The organism is Streptomyces sp. NBC_00457 (assembly GCF_036014015.1).
GTDB lineage: Bacteria > Actinomycetota > Actinomycetes > Streptomycetales > Streptomycetaceae > Streptomyces.
Window position 1 is genome coordinate 7,272,182 of sequence record NZ_CP107905.1, and the last position, 15,410, is coordinate 7,287,591.

A 15,410-nucleotide genomic window follows, 5' to 3' on the forward strand; every position below is an offset into this window, starting at 1 on the left:
CCTTGCACTGCTGACGGGCGCAGATTCGACCATGGGCGGGCCGGGACCGGTCCCGGCCTCCGAGTCAGGGCGTCGTCGTCCGCAGGTACTCCCCGAGGCGGGTGATGGCAGACGGGTTCCGCGGGCTCTCCACCAGGTCGACGTAGTCGAGCGTGAAGATCCGCTTGTGCTTGACGGCCGACACGTTCCGCAGCGGGGCGTACGACAGCAGGAACTTTCTCTTCTGCTCCGCGCTCACGTCCCCGTAGTCGCAGATCACGATCACGTCCGGGTTGCGTTCCACGACGGTCTCCCAGCCGACCGTCGTCCAGGAGTCCTGGAGGTCGTGCATGACATTGACCCCGCCGGCCTCGCTGATGATCTGGTCGGGCGCGGCGTAGCGGCCGGAGGTGAAGGGCTGGTCCTCGCCGCTGTCGTAGAGGAAGACCTTGGGGGAAGCGGACGGGGCCTTCGCCTTCACCTCCGCCACCTCGCGCTTGAAGTCGGAGATCAGCGCCGCCGCCCGCTTCTCCACGCCGAACAGCTTGCCCAGGTTGGTGAGGTCCTCGTACAGCGCGTCCAGCGGCGGCATGATGCCCCGCGAGGACTCCGTACGGCCGTTGCGGCAGGACTCGGTGAGGATGTACGAGGGGATGCCGAGCTTGCGCAGGGCGTCCGGGGTGAAGCCGTCGTCCTCGCGGAAGCCGTAGTTCCAGCCGGCGAAGACCCAGTCGGCGCGGGCGTCGAGGACGTTCTCCTTGGTGAGCTGGTCCTTCGACAGCCACGTCACCTTGTCGTAGCCGTCCTTCCACGGCACGCCGCCCAGGTCCCCCTTGTCGTCGGGCATCGCGAACCCGGCCATCCGGTCCTCAAGGCCGAGCGCGAGCATCAGCTCGGTGATGCCGACGTCGTTGGTGACGACCCGCTCCGGGACTTTGTCGTACGTCACCTTGCGCCCGCAGTTGGTGAGCGTGACGGACGACGCGGCCTTCGAGTCCGGCGAGGGCTCGACCTCGGCACCGCAGCCCGCGCTGAGCACGGCGAGGCAGACGGCGGCGGCGACAACTGGCTTACGCATGTGGGGAGTTCCTCAGTCGGACGGCGGGAGAAGGTCGAAGAGCAGCTGCACGGCACCGGTCTCCGGATGCCGTACGGGATGTGCGCGCACGCCGAACACCTCGGCGAGCAGGTCGGGGCGCAGGACGTCGTGCGGCGGCCCGGACGCGACGACCCGGCCCGCCGAGAGGACGTACAGCAGATCGCAGTGCGCGGCGGCCAGATTGAGGTCGTGCAGCGCGGCCAGCGCGGTCAGGCCGCTCGCCCGGACCAGGGACAGCACGTCCAACTGGTGGGCGATGTCGAGGTGGTTGGTCGGTTCGTCGAGGACCAGCACCTGGGGGCGCTGCGCCAACGCCCGCGCGATCAGCACGCGTTGCCGCTCGCCGCCGGACAGGGCCAGGAAGCCACGGGCGGCCAGATGCTCCACGCTGGTGGACCGCATCGCCTCCGCGCAGATCGCCCGGTCCTCCGCCGCCGTACGTCCCCGGTGCGGCAACCGCCCCATCCCGACCACCTCGGCGACGGTGAAGTCGAACTCCGACGACGACTCCTGCGGCAGCGCGGCCAGTCGCCGTGCGGTGGCACGAGGATCCAGCGTGTGTACGTCGTCCCCGTCCAGCCGTACGACCCCGGCCGCCGGCCGCAGCGCCCGGTACACGCACCTCAACAGCGTCGACTTTCCACTCCCGTTGGGCCCGACGAGCCCCACGAACGCCCCGCTGTCCACGCTGAGCTTGATCTCGTCGACGAGCCGCTTTCCGGCGGCCTCGACCGTCACGCCCTCCACATCGAGCCGCATCAGCGCCCCCCGAACGCATAGCCGCCGCGCCGCATCAGCAGCAGGAAGGCCGGGACGCCGACCACCGCCGTGATCACCCCGACCGGCAACTCCGCGGGCGCCAGCAGCAGCCGGGACAGCACATCCGCCCACACCAGCAGTACGGCCCCGGCGAGCGGCGCGACGGCCAGTACCCGCCGGTGATCGGCGCCCACCAGCATCCGTACGACATGAGGCACCATCAGCCCGACGAACCCGATGGCCCCGCTCACCGCGACTACCGTCCCGGTCACCGCCGCCGTGACGAGGAACAACTCCCGCCGCAGCCGCCCCGGTTGGACCCCCAGCGTCGCCGACGTCTCGTCCCCCATCGCCAGCGCGTTCAGGGCCTGAGCCCGCCACCGCAGCCACACCCACCCGGCGACGACGGTCACGGCGGCGATCGGCACCCGTGGCCACGTCGCCCCGCCCAGACTCCCCAGCAGCCACATCATCGCCGACCGGGCCGCCTCACCCCGGGCCGCGCCGAACACCATCACCGTGGTCAGCGCCTCGAAGCCGTACGCCAGCGCCGTCCCCGTCAGGATCAGCCGCAGCGGCGTCAGCCCGTGCGTCGCGGAACGCGCCACGGCGTACACGATCGCCATCGCCACCAGCGCCGAACAGAACGCCGACACCGACAGCGCCCACACCCCGAGCCCCGCGAACGCCCCGAGCAGGATGACCGCGTTGGCCCCCACGGCGGCACCGGACGAAATCCCCAGCACGAACGGATCGGCCAGCGCGTTACGCACCATCGCCTGCACAGCCACCCCGACGGTCGCGAGCCCCGCCCCCACGACGCCGGCCAGCACGACACGCGGCAGCCGGATCTCCCAGACGATGGTGTACGACGCCGCGTCCCCTGCGGGGATGGTTCCGCCGGTGAACCCGGCCCCGAGGAACCGGAGGACGTCACCCCAGCCGACGCCGGCGGCCCCCAGCCCGACACCGGCGACAAGGGAGACAAGGAGTATGACCGCAAGGGCGACAGCCAACAGCGGCACGGATATTCGGCCTGGGGAGAGGCGCACGCTCGGCGGTCCTTCGCCTCGGCTCGCAGTCCTCGGCGAGCGGTCAATGGGCTGGGCAACCGCCTGCGGGTAATCGGGCTTGCACGTCGGCCCCAGGGGCCCACGCACACACCGTTGCGGGTCAGCGCCGGACTCTCACCGGACTTCCCCCGCAGGAGGCTCGGGGAGACTAGCAGGCGCGGACGAAGGCCGCCCAGGCGGTGGCGCCGAGGAGGATGACGGGGCTGTCGGCGACTTTGCTGTCCCGGACCGGTACGACGCCGGGGACTCCGTCGGCGACCTCGACGCAGTCGCCGCCTTGCCCGTTGCTGTAGCTGCTCTTGCGCCAGTGGGCGTTGCTCAGGTCGTACTCGCGCATCGTCTGAAGTCCTCAGCCGCCGATTCGATCAGGGCCAGGGACGCCGACGGCGACAGTGCGGTGCCCCTGAGCAGATCGTATGTGCGCTGGGTGCGCTTCACCATGGCCGGGTCGTCGATGAGCGTCCCCGAATACTCCGTCTCTGTATAGGCGACCGGAGGCGCGTCCTCGAACTCCATGAGCTTCATGGACCCGCCCATCGATGCATGCGCTCCAGCCGCGAAAGGCACCACAGTCACCCACACCTTGCGCTCCCGCATCAGCCCTGCGATGTGCTCCAGTTGTTCGGCCATGGCTTCCGGCCCGCCCACCGGAGGGCGCAGCACCCCCTCATGCAGGATCACCCAATACTCCGGCCTTGTAGCGTCCTTGAGGATGTGCTGGCGCTCCAGGCGGGCCGTAACCTTCTCCTCCTCGTACTCGTCGGTGACGAACGGATTGGCCGCGATGGTGACCGCCCGTGCGTAGGCGGCGGTCTGCAACAGCCCCGGCACCACGGTGGGCGCGAACTCCGCAATCTTCGTTGCCGTCCGCTCCAGTTCCACGACGGCCGCAAAGTAATCGGCATAGCGTTTGTCGTCGATGAGCTTGCGCCACGCCCGCTCGAAAATACCGTCGGTTTGCAGCACCTCATCAATCCGCTGGGCGATATCCAGCTGCGGCTTTCGAATCGCCTGCTCGAACTGGCCGATATAGGCGCCCGAGACGAAGACGCGCGCCCCCAACTCGACCTGAGTGAGCCCCCTGTCCTCCCGGTGCCGCTTCAGTTCCGTGCCGAAGAACTCCCATGCCGCCTGACGTGAACCGTTGGCCACAGTTCAACCCCCTTGTGCTGCCCCGCACTTGTAGAGCACAGACTCCTGCCGAGTGTAGATGTGGTGCGCGATCCTTGAGATGCGAAGCGTAAAACCCGAAATGGGAGGGGAACCACGTGAAGGCACAGCACTCGGCGCTCTGCGTCGAAGAGGCGGAGGAAGCAGTGAAAGAATTGCGGGCAGCGTTGGAAAACGCAGGAATCATTCTGCCGTCCCTGCGGCTCGACCCGGCAAGTCTCGCGCGGGAGACCCCATGTCCGCTCGTCGAACCGGGCGGCTGTTCCGTCGAGGCCGCGCAGCGACTCGCGGCGGTCCTGCGATGAAGCCGCCGGTCGGGTCGTACGTGGTGGACACCCGCACTGGACGGGTCGGCCTCGTCATGGGGCACGAGGGTCCATACGTACAACTCAGACCGTACGGCGGCGGCAAGGAGTGGGACGCCGAGCCAAGCGTCGTACGGCATGCCACCCCCGCCGAGCGGCTCAGTGCCGCCACGGCCTATGCCAACGCACGCAGCCGTGGCGAGATCCCCTGAGGGGCCGCTCACCCAGGGTGGCCGGCGATATGCCGGCCACCCCCGAATTCCGGCTGAGCACTGGCCGGTGATGGCCCCCTGGGTGGATGTCCCCGTCGGGTGGGCACATGTCCCGGTCGGTAATGGGTGATTGTCACGGATATGCGGTGACGGTTGTCCGTAGAGGGTTTTCTAATGTCAGCCCTAGAGTCGCTTTCCGAACGAGGCTCCGAATCACCGGATGACGGGTCCCTCAGAGCGGAAAGGCGGCCGATGAAACGCGTGCACCGAACCGATGTGAAGGCGGAAATCGTAAGGGAACCGGGAGCGAAGGAAACGACGCACCGCAAACTGATCGACACCCCGGACGGCGCGGACCGCTTCGTCCTCACCGAGTTCGAGGTGTCGCCGAACGGGTCCACCCCGCCCCACTTCCACGACTGGGAGCACGAGATCTACGTGCTCGAAGGCTCCATGGGCCTGGTCCTGCCCGACCAGGGCCGCACCGAGCAGGTCGGGCCGGGCGAGGCCATCTTCATCCCCCGGGGCGAGCAGCACGGCTTCGTCACCGGCCCCGAGCAGACGTGCCGGTTCCTCGTGGTCGCCCCGTGCGAGCGGCCGCCGGTGCGCAACGTCTTCCTCTCCGAGGACCCCTACGAGTACACGCAGATGCCCGAGTACACCAGCCTCCTGGAGAACAAGTGACGACCACTCAGGACCTCGACACCCAGGCCGGCTCCCCCGCACCCGACGGCGACTCCTCGCGGGTCCACACCATCCTGACCGCCTACCTCCAGTCCAAGGCCGTGTTCACGGCCCTCGAGCTCGGGGTCTTCGAGACGCTGGAGAAGAACCCGCGCACCGTGGCCGAACTGGCCCGCGAACTGAACCTGCAGGAACGTCCCACCCGTGCCCTCCTCGTCGCCCTCAAGGGCCTGGACCTGGTGCGCGCCGAGAACGGCGGCTACTGCAACTCCGACGAGACGAGCCGCTATCTCGTCGCCGGGCGGCCCGAGTACATGGGCGGGTTCGCCGCGCACCAGAACTCCCACTTCGGCCACTTCTCCCGCCTCGACGAGGCCGTACGCACCAACACCTCCCTCAACCAGCGGGTCCTCAAGCAGGGTTACCGCGACCAGGGCGCCGCGGCCGGAGAGGGCCGCGAGGGCACCGGGCGGCTCATCCAGGCCATGCGGGTCAGCTCCCGGCTCCAGGCGGGCAAGCTGGCCGCCGCGGCCCCGCTGGCCGGCGTCGGCCGCGTCGTCGACCTGGGCTGCGGCTCGGGCGACTACTCGATCGCCCTCGCCTCGCACCACCCCGAGCTGCGCGTCACAGCCCTCGACTACCCCGCCGTGACCGACCTGGCCCGCGCCAACGTGCGCGAGGCAGGACTCGAGGACCGGATCGAGGTCAGGCCCGCCGACATCATGGAGGACGCCTGGCCCGAGACCGACGCGGTCCTCCTCTCCCACGTCCTCGACGGCTACGGTCCCGAGCGTGCCGCCCACCTGGTCAAGCGCATCCATGCCCATCTGCCCGACGGCGGACGGCTGTTGGTGCACTCCCACATGCCCGCCCTGGCCACCGGGCTCTTCCCGGCCATGTTCGGGCTGATCCTCCTGGTCAACACCGAGGAGGGCGAGGTCCGGGACGTGGACGAGATCCGCGCCTGGGTGGAGGGCGCCGGGTTCCGGGACATCGGCACCCGCAACGTGTCCCTGCTCTCCGGTCTGCTCACGGCAACCAAGTAGGACGCCACGATGACGGACACCCCGGTGCAGGCCTCGCCCCCCGCCGCGGCGTTGGCCCGCTACACGACCGCCCCCGACCCAGGCCCGTTGCTCGCCCTCAACTTCGGCTTCGCCAGGGCCAGAGCCCTCGGTACGGCCCTGGAACTGGGCGTGTTCACCGAGCTGGCCCGGGGCCCGCGCGGCACCGAGGACCTCGCCGGCGCACTCGGCTGCGACCCCCGGGCCCTGGGCGACCTGCTGGCCGCCCTCACCGAGTTCGGACTGCTCACCGGTGACGGGCGGGGACTGACCGAGCTGTCCCGTGCCTACCTCGTCGAGGGCGAGCCGACCTACCTGGGCGACCACTTCACCGAGGTGCTCGGCCAGTGGGACCGGTGGAGTGCGCTGACCTCGGTCACCCGCTCCGGCGACCGCTCCGGGGACTTCGGCGCCCCCGCCTCGCGCGGTCGTCACCCCGGACTGTTCGGCGGCGGTTTCCCGCTCGCCGTCCGGGTCGCCTTCGCGGCGGTCGAGGCCCTGGGGCTGCGCGGCGCGGGCCGGGTGCTGGACCTGGCCTGCGGGGGCGGCGAGTGGGGCATCGCCCTTGCCGCCGCCGATCCGCGGGCCGAGGTGACCGCGCACGACGATCCGGTGCTGCTCGGGTCGGCCCGGGCGCGGGCGGCGGAGTTCGGGGTGGCCGACAGGTTCCGGTTCGTGTCCGCCGACTTCGCCGCACCGCCGTTCGCCGACGCCGGCTTCGACACCGTGGTGCTGGCACACGCGGGCCGCTTCGCGGGGCCCACCGCCACGGCCCGGCTGGTGCGGGAGTGCGCCCGGCTGCTCCGCCCGGGCGGCACGCTGCTGCTGGCCGACGTCATGCGGCCGGAGCCCGGGCGGCCCGCGCTGAGCCGGCCGATGCTCGGGCTCAGCCTCCTGGTCAACACCGCGGACGGGGCCGTACTCGCGGCGGAGGACTACCGCGCCCTCATGGAAGACGCCGGTGTGACGGCGAAGGAATGCGTAACGCACGGGCTGGTGACGGCCCAGACAGGAGAAAGGCGGTAACCATGCGAGAAGTGGTCGTCACCGGGCTCGGCGTGATCAGCCCGGCGGGAATCGGGAAAGAAGCCTTCTGGGACACGGTCTCGGCGGGAAAAAGCGTCACGAAATCCCTTTCCGACATTACGAGCTCTCCCCTTTTCAAGTCCTTCGACTTCGCCTCCGACGCGATAGCCGAGGTCCCCGGATTCGAGGAGCAGATACCCTCGCTGCCGCCCGAAGTGCAACGCCTCGACCGGTATGTGCAGTTCGCGGTCGCGGCGGCCCTGCAGGCGATACGGGACGCGGGACTCCAGGACGGCGGCTACGACGCGGAACGGACCGGCATCTCGCTGTCCACGGCGATCTGCGGCACGCCCAAGATGGAGGAGGAGTTCCTCGCCGTCACCGACGAGGGCCGGAAGCCCATCGACCCGGCCAAGGCGGGCCGGGACCTGTATCTCGCGTCCATGTCGAACACGCCCGGGGCCGTCCTGTCGGCCCTGCTCGGCGCCCAGGGCCCCTGCGTGACCCTGTCCACGGGCTGCATCGGCGGCATCGACGCGGTCGGCCACGCCTTCGAGACGATCGCCCACGGTGACGCCGACGTCATGATCGCCGGCGCCAGCGAGGCCCCCATCACCCCGGTGACCGTGGCCTCCTTCGAGATCATCAACTGCCTCTCCCGCGCCCATCGGGACCACCCCGAGGCCGCCTCCCGCCCCTACGACGCGGACCGCGACGGCTTCGTCCTCGGCGAGGGCTGCGGTGTCGTCGTCCTGGAGGAGAAGGAGCACGCCCTGCGCCGCGGCGCCACCGCCTACCTCGAGATCAGCGGCTTCTCGCACACGTCCAACGCCATCCACATGACCGACCTGCTGTCCGACGGCGAGGACCTGACCCGGGCCATGCGCCAGGCCATCGACGTGTCCGGGGTGGCGCCCGGCGCGATCGACCACGTCAGCTCGCACGGCAGCTCCACCCGGCAGAACGACACCTGCGAGACCAGCGCGCTCAAGCTGGCACTGGGCGAGCGCGCACGGGAGATCCCGGTGAACTCGGCGAAGTCCATGCTCGGTCACGCCCTGGCCGCCGCCAGCGCCATGGAGATCGTGCTGTGCGCCCTGGCCGGCCGGCACTCCTTCGTGCACCCCACGGCCAACTACGAGACGCCCGATCCCACGTGCGACCTCGACTATGTGCCGGGCACGGGCCGTCCCTGGGACGGTGAGGTCATCCTCAAGGACGCCAGCGGCTTCGCGGGCCTGCACGCGGCGATGGTCGCGCGGACCGTGCGGGACGGGGGCCGGTCATGAGCATCGTCATCACCGGCACCGGTGCCGTCACCCCGGCGGGCGACGGCGTCGAACCCCTGTGGAACAGCGCCCGCGCGGGCACCTCGCACCTCGCCACCATCGACCGCTTCGACGCCGGGGACTACGCCTGCCCCGTCGCCGGCCAGGCCGACTTCGACGCCGACGCCGAGCTGCCCTCCCGCTTCGTCAAGCGCACCGACCGTTTCACCCACCTCGCCGTGCACACCGTCCGCCGGGCTCTCGCGGACGCCGGGGTCGCCGTCGGCACCGACGTGAGCCCGGAGCGCACCGGCGTCATGGTCGGCAACATCCTCGGCGGCTGGGAGTTCGCCGAGCGCGAGCTGCGCAAGCTGTGGATCGACGGCCCGCGCGCGGTCAGCCCGTACCAGGCGACCGCCTGGTTCCCGGCGGCGCCGCAGGGCAACATCTGCATCGACCAGGGCATCAAGGGCCCGGCCCGCACCTTCGTCGCCGACCGGGCCAGCGGCGCATACGCGCTGATCGGAGCTGCCGAGACCCTGCTGCGAGGCCGGGCCGACGTCGTCCTCGCGGGCGGTGTCGAGGCCCCGCTGTCGCCGTACGGCTGGCTGTGCCTGGAAACCAGCGGGCTGGTCGCCAAGGCCCGCGGCTCCCTCGCCCCGCACGAGCTGTACCGGCCCTTCGACGCCGGGCACGGCGGCAGTGTCTTCGCCGAGGGCTCGGTGTTCCTGGTGATGGAGCGCCGCGAGCACGCCGAGCGGCGCGGGGCACGCATCCTCGGCGAACTCGCCGGCTGGGGCGTCAGCACCGACGGCTACATGCCGTACTACACGGTCGAACCGACCGGCCAGGTGCTGGGCCGGGCCATGCGCACCGCCGCCGAGCGCGCCGGGATCTCCGGTGGTGACCTGGGCGCCGTCTTCGCACACGGCTCCGGCATCCCCTTCGAGGACGTCACCGAGGGCTACGGCCTGCAGGAGGCGTTCGGGCAGAGCGCCGCACACGTGCCCGTCACCGCGCCCAAGTCGGGCTTCGGGCATCTGCTCGGCGCGGCCGCCCCCGCCGACGTGGCGCTCGCCCTGCGGGCCATGGCGGCGGGCTCGGTGCCGCCCACAGTGAACCTCGACCGGCAGGCGCCGGGCATCGAGCTGGACATCGTGCGGGGCGAGGCGCGGCCGGCCCCTCGGTGGGAGCACACGCTGGTCGTGTCCCGAGGCCTGGGAGGTGTGAACGCATGTCTCCTACTGAGGCGTTGATCGCGGAAGCCCTGCTGAACACCCCCGCGACGGTACGCGGGATCGGCATCGACGTCGTGGACGTCCAGCGCCTGCGGGCCATGCTCGAACGCCGTGGACGGCCGCTGTACGACCGGCTGTTCACGCCCGCCGAACTGGCCCTGTGCGAGGGCGGCTCGCCGCACCACCGCGCCCGCCGACTGGCCGGCCGGATCGCCGCCAAGGAGGCCGTCCGCAAGACCCTCGGCGCGCACGGGCAGGGGTGCGGCTGGCTGGACGTCGAGATCGGCCGGGCGGAGTCCGGGCAGCCGCTGCCGCGGGTGTCCGGGCGGGCCGAGGAAGCCTTTCGGCAGGCCTCGTTCACCGGACTGCACCTGAGCATCACGCACGAGGCGGGGCTCGCCCTGGCGATCGCCCTCGCCGTCTAGACGAACCGGACCACCCCGACCACGAGACGGAGGACGTAGGAGTCATGGACGTACAAGAGCAGGTGTTCGCCGTGCTGCGCGGCGTCGGCTTCGACGGGGACGAACTGGAGGCCGGCAAGCGGCTGGCCGAGGACCTCGACATCGACTCGACCGAGCTGGTGGAGATCGTCGTCGCCCTGGAGCAGCACTTCGACATCGCCATCGACGCGGACGCCGAGGGCGGCTTCACCACCGCCGGCGACCTGGTGGGCTGCGTCGGACGGCTGCTGTCCGCCGGCACCGCCGCGCGGAGGTGACGGGATGCCGCGGATCGAGAACAGCATCGTGATCGGAGCCGACCCCCGGCTCGTCTTCGACGTCACCAACGACATCGCCCGCTGGTCGGAGATCTTCGACGAGTACAGCGACGCCAAGGTCCTCTCCGAGGAACGCGAGGGCCGCTGGACGGAGATCGTGTTCGAGCTGACCAACGAGGAGGGGGCGAGCTGGCGCTCCTGGCGGATCCTGGACCACCGGGAGCTCGTCGCGGTCGCCGAACGCCGCGACCCGCTCTACCCGTTCGGCTACATGCACCTGCGGTGGAGCTACCAGGCGGTCCCGGAGGGGACGCGGATGACCTGGGTCCAGGACTTCGAGCTCGACGAGAAGTTCGACGTCCCGCTCGCGACCGTCCTGGAGCGGATGAACACCCACACGCGGCAGAACCAGGCCGGGATCAAGAAGAAGATCGAGTCGGGGGCCGTGGGGCCGTGACCCGACCCCCGTCCTCGCCGCGTATCGCCGTCACCGGGTCCATCGCCATGGACCACCTCATGTCCTTCCCGGGCCGTTTCGCCGAGCAGCTCGTCGCAGACCGGCTGCACAGCGTCTCCCTGTCGTTCCTCTCCGACCGGCTGGAGATACGGCGCGGCGGCGTCGCCGCCAACATCGCCTACGGCCTCGGGCGGCTCGGGATGTCCCCGGTGCTGGTCGGCGCGGCCGGGGCCGACTTCTGCGACTACCAGGTCTGGCTCAAGCAGCACGGCGTCGACACCGACTCCGTGCTGGTCGTGCCGGGCGAGCACACGGCACGGTTCGTGTGCACGACCGACGCGGACCACAACCAGATCGCCACGTTCCACGCGGGCGCGATGCGGGCGGCGTACACCATCGCCCTGCGGGACGTCCTGGCGCGGGTCGGGGGACTCGGCCTGGTGGTCGTGTCGCCCAACGACCCCGCGGCGATGCTCCGGCACACCGAGGAGTGCCGTAGCGCCGGACTGCCGTTCGTCGCCGACCCCTCCCAGCAGCTCGCCCGCATGGACCGGGCGGACGTCCGGTTCCTGCTCGGTCAGGCCCGCTGGCTGTTCACCAACGAGTACGAGGCCGCGCTGCTCCAGGAGTGCACCGGCTGGGGCGCCGCGAGCGTCCTGGAGCGGGTCGGCACCTGGGTGACCACCCTCGGCGCGAGCGGCGTACGCCTCGAACGTGCCGGCCACCGACCGGTCGTCGTGCCCGCGGTCCCCGATGTCCCGGTGGCCGATCCGACGGGCGCGGGAGACGCGCTGCGGGCGGGCATGCTCGCCGCCCTCGCCCTCGGCGTACCGGCCGAGGCGGCGGCCCGGCTGGGATGCGCCCTCGCGTCCTTCGCCCTGGAGTCGATCGGCACCCAGACCTACGCGCCGAGGGCACGGGCGGTGGCGGGACGGGTGCGCGAGGTCTATGGCGACCGTGCACTGGCGGAACTGGCACCGGTGCCAGGGCTCACGCCCAGGACGCAGAAGGCAGGCCTCTCGTGAATTCCGGCGAGGCCGCCGTGAGCCGTGGTCGTCGGGTCCGGCCCGGCCCGTTGCTGATTCCCCTGACCGTCGCCGGGATCGTGCCCAGCGTGCTGGGGATGTGGCTGTCCGGGCCGCGACTGCCGCTCGCCCGCTGGCTGTTGCTGCCCGCCGGGGCCGTTCTCGTCCTCCTCGGTGCCTGGATGACCGTGGACGCCGTGGACCGAGTCTACCTGCGCCAGCCCACCCCGCTCGGCGACCGGCCGCCCGAGCATCTCGTGTGGTCCGGCTGGTACGCGGTGATCCGCAACCCCATGGCCGCCGGGATGACCCTCGTCCTGGCCGGCGAGAGCCTGCTGTGGTCCGCGCCGGGCATCGCCCTGTGGGCCGCGTTCGTGCTGGCCGTGTCCTGGACGACCGCCCGCCGGATCGAGGAGCCGGGGCTGTCGGAGACCTTCGGTGCCGAGTACGCCGCCTACCGGCGTGCCGTGCCCGCGTGGATCCCCGGCACCGCGGCGGGCACCGGGCGCAGGGCCGTGCGCAGGCAGCCGGAACCGACCGAGGAGTAGAGGAGCAGCCGTGTTCGTCGATCTGAGCATCCCCGTCAGCCGCCGGGCCCCCGGCGTCGAGTTCGAACAGTGGCTCCACCGGGACGGCATCCGCCATCTCTCCCGCCGGATCCGGGCGTTGCCCGGTGACAGCCGCCGGGACCGGTTCGTCAACCACCTGCGCTGGCTCACCGGCAGCCGACGGCTGCGCGAACAGGACCTGCCCGACGGCTGCTTCATGTCCAACGAGTTCTACCGGATGTCCGTCCACCAGGGCACCCACGTCGACGCTCCCTTCCACTACGGCCCGCAGTGCGAGGGACGCCCCGCGAAGAAGGTCATGGACCTGCCCCTGGAGTGGTTCCACGGCCCGGGTGTCGTCCTCGACGTGCGCGGCTGCGGGGGCCGGGTGACGGCCGCCGACGTCAAGGAGGCGCTGCGCACGGCCGGTCCGGAGGTCGGTCCCGGCTGGGTGGTGCTGTTCCGCAGCGACTCCGACCTGAGGCTCGGTACACCGGCGTACCACACCGAATCCACGGCGATCACCCCCGAGGCCGTCGACCTCCTCCTGGACCTCGGCGTCAAGGTGCTCGGCACGGACTGCTGGAGCTTCGACGGGCCGGCCCGCCGGATGGTCGAGGACTTCTTCGCCACGGGCGACTCCGGCGCCCTGTGGCCCACCCATCTGCACGGCAGGCGGCGGGAGTTCATCCAGATCGAGGGGCTCGCCCGGCTACGGGCGCTGCCGGACGGCCCGTTCACGTTCATGGCGTTCCCCGTCGCTCTCGCCGACGCGGGGGCGGCATGGTGCCGGGCGGTGGCGCGCACCGGGTTCCCGGAGCCCGGTCCCGCCCCACAGTGACCGGGCTCCGGCCCGCCCGCAGCGAAAGGCCTCCCACCATGACGTACGACCCCCGCGCCACGCACCTCCTCACCCTCTCCGCCGACACCTCGGACGCCCTGACCGCCGGCGCTCGCGAAACCGCCGCCCGGCTCGCCCGGCTCGGCGACGCCGCTTTGGCCCAGTGGTGCGCCGAGGCCGCCGCAGGCCCGCATGCCGGCCATCGGATGGGCGTGGTGGGCCGCACGGCGGGTGAGATGGCCGACCGGATCGGCGCTCACCTGGCGGGCGAGCCGGTCCGGGAGGTGTCCGTCGGGCACGCGGACCCGGTCCGTCGGCCGCCGGTCGCCTTGCTGTTCAGCGGCCAGGGGGCGCAGTACGCGGGCATGGGCCGGGGCCTCCACCGCACCGAACCCGTCTTCCGGGCGGCCTTCGACCGGTGCGCGGAGGCGGCCCGGCCCTACCTCGGCATTCCTCTCCAGGACCTGCTCGACCCCGGCGCCGGGCCGGCCGTGGTGTACCGGCTCGCTCACGCGGCCCTCGGCACGTTCTGCGTCAACTTCGCGCTGGGCGAGCTGTGGCGCAGCTGGGGGATAGAGGCCGCGGCCGTGCTCGGCTTCAGCTCGGGTGAATATGCGGCCGCCTGCTGGGCGGGGGTCCTCACCCCGGAGGACGCGGTGCTGCTGCTGGGCACGCAGGTCACCCTTGCCGAGCGGGTCACGGACGGTGCGATGGCGGTGGTCGGCCTGGAGGAGAAGGCCGCGCTGGACCTCCTCGCGGAGACCGGGCCGTCGGTGGGGCTCGCGGCGGTCATCTCACCGGGCGAGGTGTCCCTTTCGGGCCGGGCCACGGAACTGGCCCGGATCGTGGAGCGCCTCACGGCCGCCGGCGTCCGGACCAGCAGCCTGCCGGTGTCTTCGGGTCTGCACTCACCGCTCCAGGAACCGGCGTCGGCCGAACTGCGGGCCGTGGCGGAGAGGATCCCCACGCATCCGCCCCGCATCCCCTTCGTGTCCACGGTCACCGGCGCCAGGATCACCGGCCCACTCGCCCCCGAGCACTGGTCCCGGCATCTGAGCGGCCCGGTGCGATTCCTGGACGCCGTCCGTGTCCTCGACGGACTCGGCATCCGTGCCCATGTGGAGGCCGGACCCGGCCGGGCGCTGGTCGGGCTCGGGGCACGCTGCCTGCCGGGGGAGGGGCGGCTGTGGCTGGCCTCGCTCGGCAGGAGCACCGACGGCACCGGACCGATGCTCATGGCGCTGGGGCGGCTGTACACGGCGGGTGTGCCGGTGGGCTGGAGCCGTGTCTACCCCGGGTCCCGTTCCGTCGTATAGCCGTTCCGGGTTTTCCTTATACTGGCGGCAATGGTTGAAGAAGATATCGCCCGGTCCGCTCCGGGCCGCCCGCGCAGTGCGGAAGTGTCCAGAGGAATCAATCTGGCCGCTCTCGCCCTGCTGCGGGAACGCGGCCCGCAGGGCGTCACGGTCGAGGCGGTGGCCCAGTATTCGGGTTCCGCGAAGACGACGATCTACCGCCGGTACAAGAACCGCTATGAACTTCTGCGGTCCTCGCTCGCTTTCGTCGAGGACATTCCCGAGCCGTCCCCCGGTCTTCCGGTGCGGGAACGGCTTGTCTATTTGCTCACGCAATTCCGGCATGGTCTGGAAGAGGTGGTCGGCCTCCGGGCCCTCGTCGCCCTGCTGCACGGCGACGAGGACCCGGAGTTCACCCAGGTGTTCCGGGAGACCATTCTGGGGCCGCGGCTGGAGGTCATCTTCCAGACCCTCCGGTCCGGAGTGGAGAGCGGCGAACTGAGGGCGGACGCCGACTATGAGACGGTCGTCAGCATGCTGGCCGGTTCCTTCATCGCCCGGTTCGCGGTCCGGGGCGCGCCGCCACCCGCCGACTGGGCGGACGTGGTGGTCGACACGATCTGGCCGGCCATCCGGGCCACCTGAG

20 protein-coding genes and 1 riboswitch are annotated in these 15,410 nt (G+C 71.3%); of the genes, 15 read left to right on the forward strand and 5 right to left on the reverse strand.

Annotation, left to right across the window (positions count from 1 at the left end; all coding sequences use genetic code 11):
• Positions 1-64 precede the first annotated feature (64 nt).
• From OG828_RS33085 to OG828_RS33105, 5 genes are all read right to left on the reverse strand, one after another.
• Complete coding sequence (locus tag OG828_RS33085; RefSeq protein ID WP_328503215.1) at positions 65-1,057, reverse strand: ABC transporter substrate-binding protein; 993 nt, start codon at positions 1,055-1,057, stop codon at positions 65-67.
• A 12-nt stretch (positions 1,058-1,069) separates the two neighbouring features.
• Positions 1,070-1,837 (reverse strand): ABC transporter ATP-binding protein, encoded by a 768-nt coding sequence (locus tag OG828_RS33090; protein ID WP_328503216.1) that lies wholly within the window; start codon positions 1,835-1,837, stop codon positions 1,070-1,072.
• On the reverse strand, positions 1,837-2,889 hold the full coding sequence (locus OG828_RS33095) for a FecCD family ABC transporter permease (protein WP_328503217.1): 1,053 nt from the start codon (positions 2,887-2,889) through the stop codon (positions 1,837-1,839). The genes OG828_RS33090 and OG828_RS33095 overlap by 1 nt, the downstream gene beginning before the upstream one ends.
• Positions 2,890-2,936: 47 nt before the next feature.
• Positions 2,937-3,078: riboswitch (cobalamin riboswitch) on the reverse strand.
• A complete protein-coding gene (locus tag OG828_RS33100) occupies positions 3,059-3,247 on the reverse strand; it encodes a DUF397 domain-containing protein (protein WP_328503218.1) in 189 nt (62 codons plus the stop codon). Its footprint overlaps the riboswitch before it by 20 nt.
• Complete coding sequence (locus tag OG828_RS33105; protein WP_328503219.1) at positions 3,229-4,062, reverse strand: helix-turn-helix domain-containing protein; 834 nt, start codon at positions 4,060-4,062, stop codon at positions 3,229-3,231. Before OG828_RS33105 ends, OG828_RS33100 begins: the two co-directional genes overlap by 19 nt.
• 116 nt (positions 4,063-4,178) lie before the next feature.
• On the opposite strand from OG828_RS33105, the gene OG828_RS33110 reads away from it, so the two are divergent.
• The 15 genes from OG828_RS33110 (at position 4,179) to OG828_RS33180 (ending at position 15,409) form a co-directional block, all read left to right on the forward strand.
• On the forward strand, positions 4,179-4,385 hold the full coding sequence (locus tag OG828_RS33110) for a hypothetical protein (RefSeq protein ID WP_328503220.1): 207 nt from the start codon (positions 4,179-4,181) through the stop codon (positions 4,383-4,385).
• A complete protein-coding gene (locus OG828_RS33115; protein ID WP_210574367.1) occupies positions 4,382-4,597 on the forward strand; it encodes a hypothetical protein in 216 nt (71 codons plus the stop codon). Before OG828_RS33110 ends, OG828_RS33115 begins: the two co-directional genes overlap by 4 nt.
• 252 nt (positions 4,598-4,849) lie before the next feature.
• Positions 4,850-5,281, forward strand: coding sequence for a cupin domain-containing protein (locus OG828_RS33120; RefSeq protein WP_210574365.1), 432 nt, complete (start codon positions 4,850-4,852; stop codon positions 5,279-5,281).
• Positions 5,278-6,327 carry a methyltransferase gene (locus tag OG828_RS33125; protein ID WP_328503221.1) on the forward strand — a complete coding sequence of 350 codons (1,050 nt, stop codon included), beginning with the start codon at positions 5,278-5,280 and terminating at the stop codon, positions 6,325-6,327. Before OG828_RS33120 ends, OG828_RS33125 begins: the two co-directional genes overlap by 4 nt.
• Before the next feature lie 9 nt (positions 6,328-6,336).
• A complete protein-coding gene (locus tag OG828_RS33130) occupies positions 6,337-7,371 on the forward strand; it encodes a class I SAM-dependent methyltransferase (RefSeq protein WP_328364734.1) in 1,035 nt (344 codons plus the stop codon).
• Between the two features lie 2 nt (positions 7,372-7,373).
• Positions 7,374-8,660 carry a beta-ketoacyl-[acyl-carrier-protein] synthase family protein gene (locus tag OG828_RS33135; RefSeq protein ID WP_328503222.1) on the forward strand — a complete coding sequence of 429 codons (1,287 nt, stop codon included), beginning with the start codon at positions 7,374-7,376 and terminating at the stop codon, positions 8,658-8,660.
• Positions 8,657-9,895 (forward strand): beta-ketoacyl-[acyl-carrier-protein] synthase family protein, encoded by a 1,239-nt coding sequence (locus OG828_RS33140; RefSeq protein WP_328503223.1) that lies wholly within the window; start codon positions 8,657-8,659, stop codon positions 9,893-9,895. The genes OG828_RS33135 and OG828_RS33140 overlap by 4 nt, the downstream gene beginning before the upstream one ends.
• Complete coding sequence (gene acpS, locus OG828_RS33145) at positions 9,874-10,302, forward strand: holo-ACP synthase (RefSeq protein ID WP_328364740.1); 429 nt, start codon at positions 9,874-9,876, stop codon at positions 10,300-10,302. The genes OG828_RS33140 and acpS overlap by 22 nt, the downstream gene beginning before the upstream one ends.
• A gap of 44 nt (positions 10,303-10,346) precedes the next feature.
• On the forward strand, positions 10,347-10,598 hold the full coding sequence (locus OG828_RS33150) for an acyl carrier protein (RefSeq protein ID WP_328364742.1): 252 nt from the start codon (positions 10,347-10,349) through the stop codon (positions 10,596-10,598).
• 4 nt (positions 10,599-10,602) lie between these two features.
• Positions 10,603-11,055 carry an SRPBCC family protein gene (locus OG828_RS33155; protein WP_328364743.1) on the forward strand — a complete coding sequence of 151 codons (453 nt, stop codon included), beginning with the start codon at positions 10,603-10,605 and terminating at the stop codon, positions 11,053-11,055.
• 47 nt (positions 11,056-11,102) lie between these two features.
• Positions 11,103-12,080 carry a carbohydrate kinase family protein gene (locus OG828_RS33160; protein ID WP_328372380.1) on the forward strand — a complete coding sequence of 326 codons (978 nt, stop codon included), beginning with the start codon at positions 11,103-11,105 and terminating at the stop codon, positions 12,078-12,080.
• A complete protein-coding gene (locus OG828_RS33165; protein ID WP_328440742.1) occupies positions 12,077-12,628 on the forward strand; it encodes a methyltransferase family protein in 552 nt (183 codons plus the stop codon). The genes OG828_RS33160 and OG828_RS33165 overlap by 4 nt, the downstream gene beginning before the upstream one ends.
• A gap of 10 nt (positions 12,629-12,638) precedes the next feature.
• Positions 12,639-13,469, forward strand: a complete 831-nt coding sequence (locus OG828_RS33170) for a cyclase family protein (protein ID WP_328440743.1) — start codon at positions 12,639-12,641, stop codon at positions 13,467-13,469.
• A 38-nt stretch (positions 13,470-13,507) separates the two neighbouring features.
• Complete coding sequence (locus OG828_RS33175; RefSeq protein ID WP_328440744.1) at positions 13,508-14,785, forward strand: acyltransferase domain-containing protein; 1,278 nt, start codon at positions 13,508-13,510, stop codon at positions 14,783-14,785.
• Positions 14,786-14,815: 30 nt separating this feature from the next.
• Complete coding sequence (locus OG828_RS33180; RefSeq protein ID WP_210574341.1) at positions 14,816-15,409, forward strand: TetR/AcrR family transcriptional regulator; 594 nt, start codon at positions 14,816-14,818, stop codon at positions 15,407-15,409.
• Position 15,410: the final 1 nt, after the last annotated feature.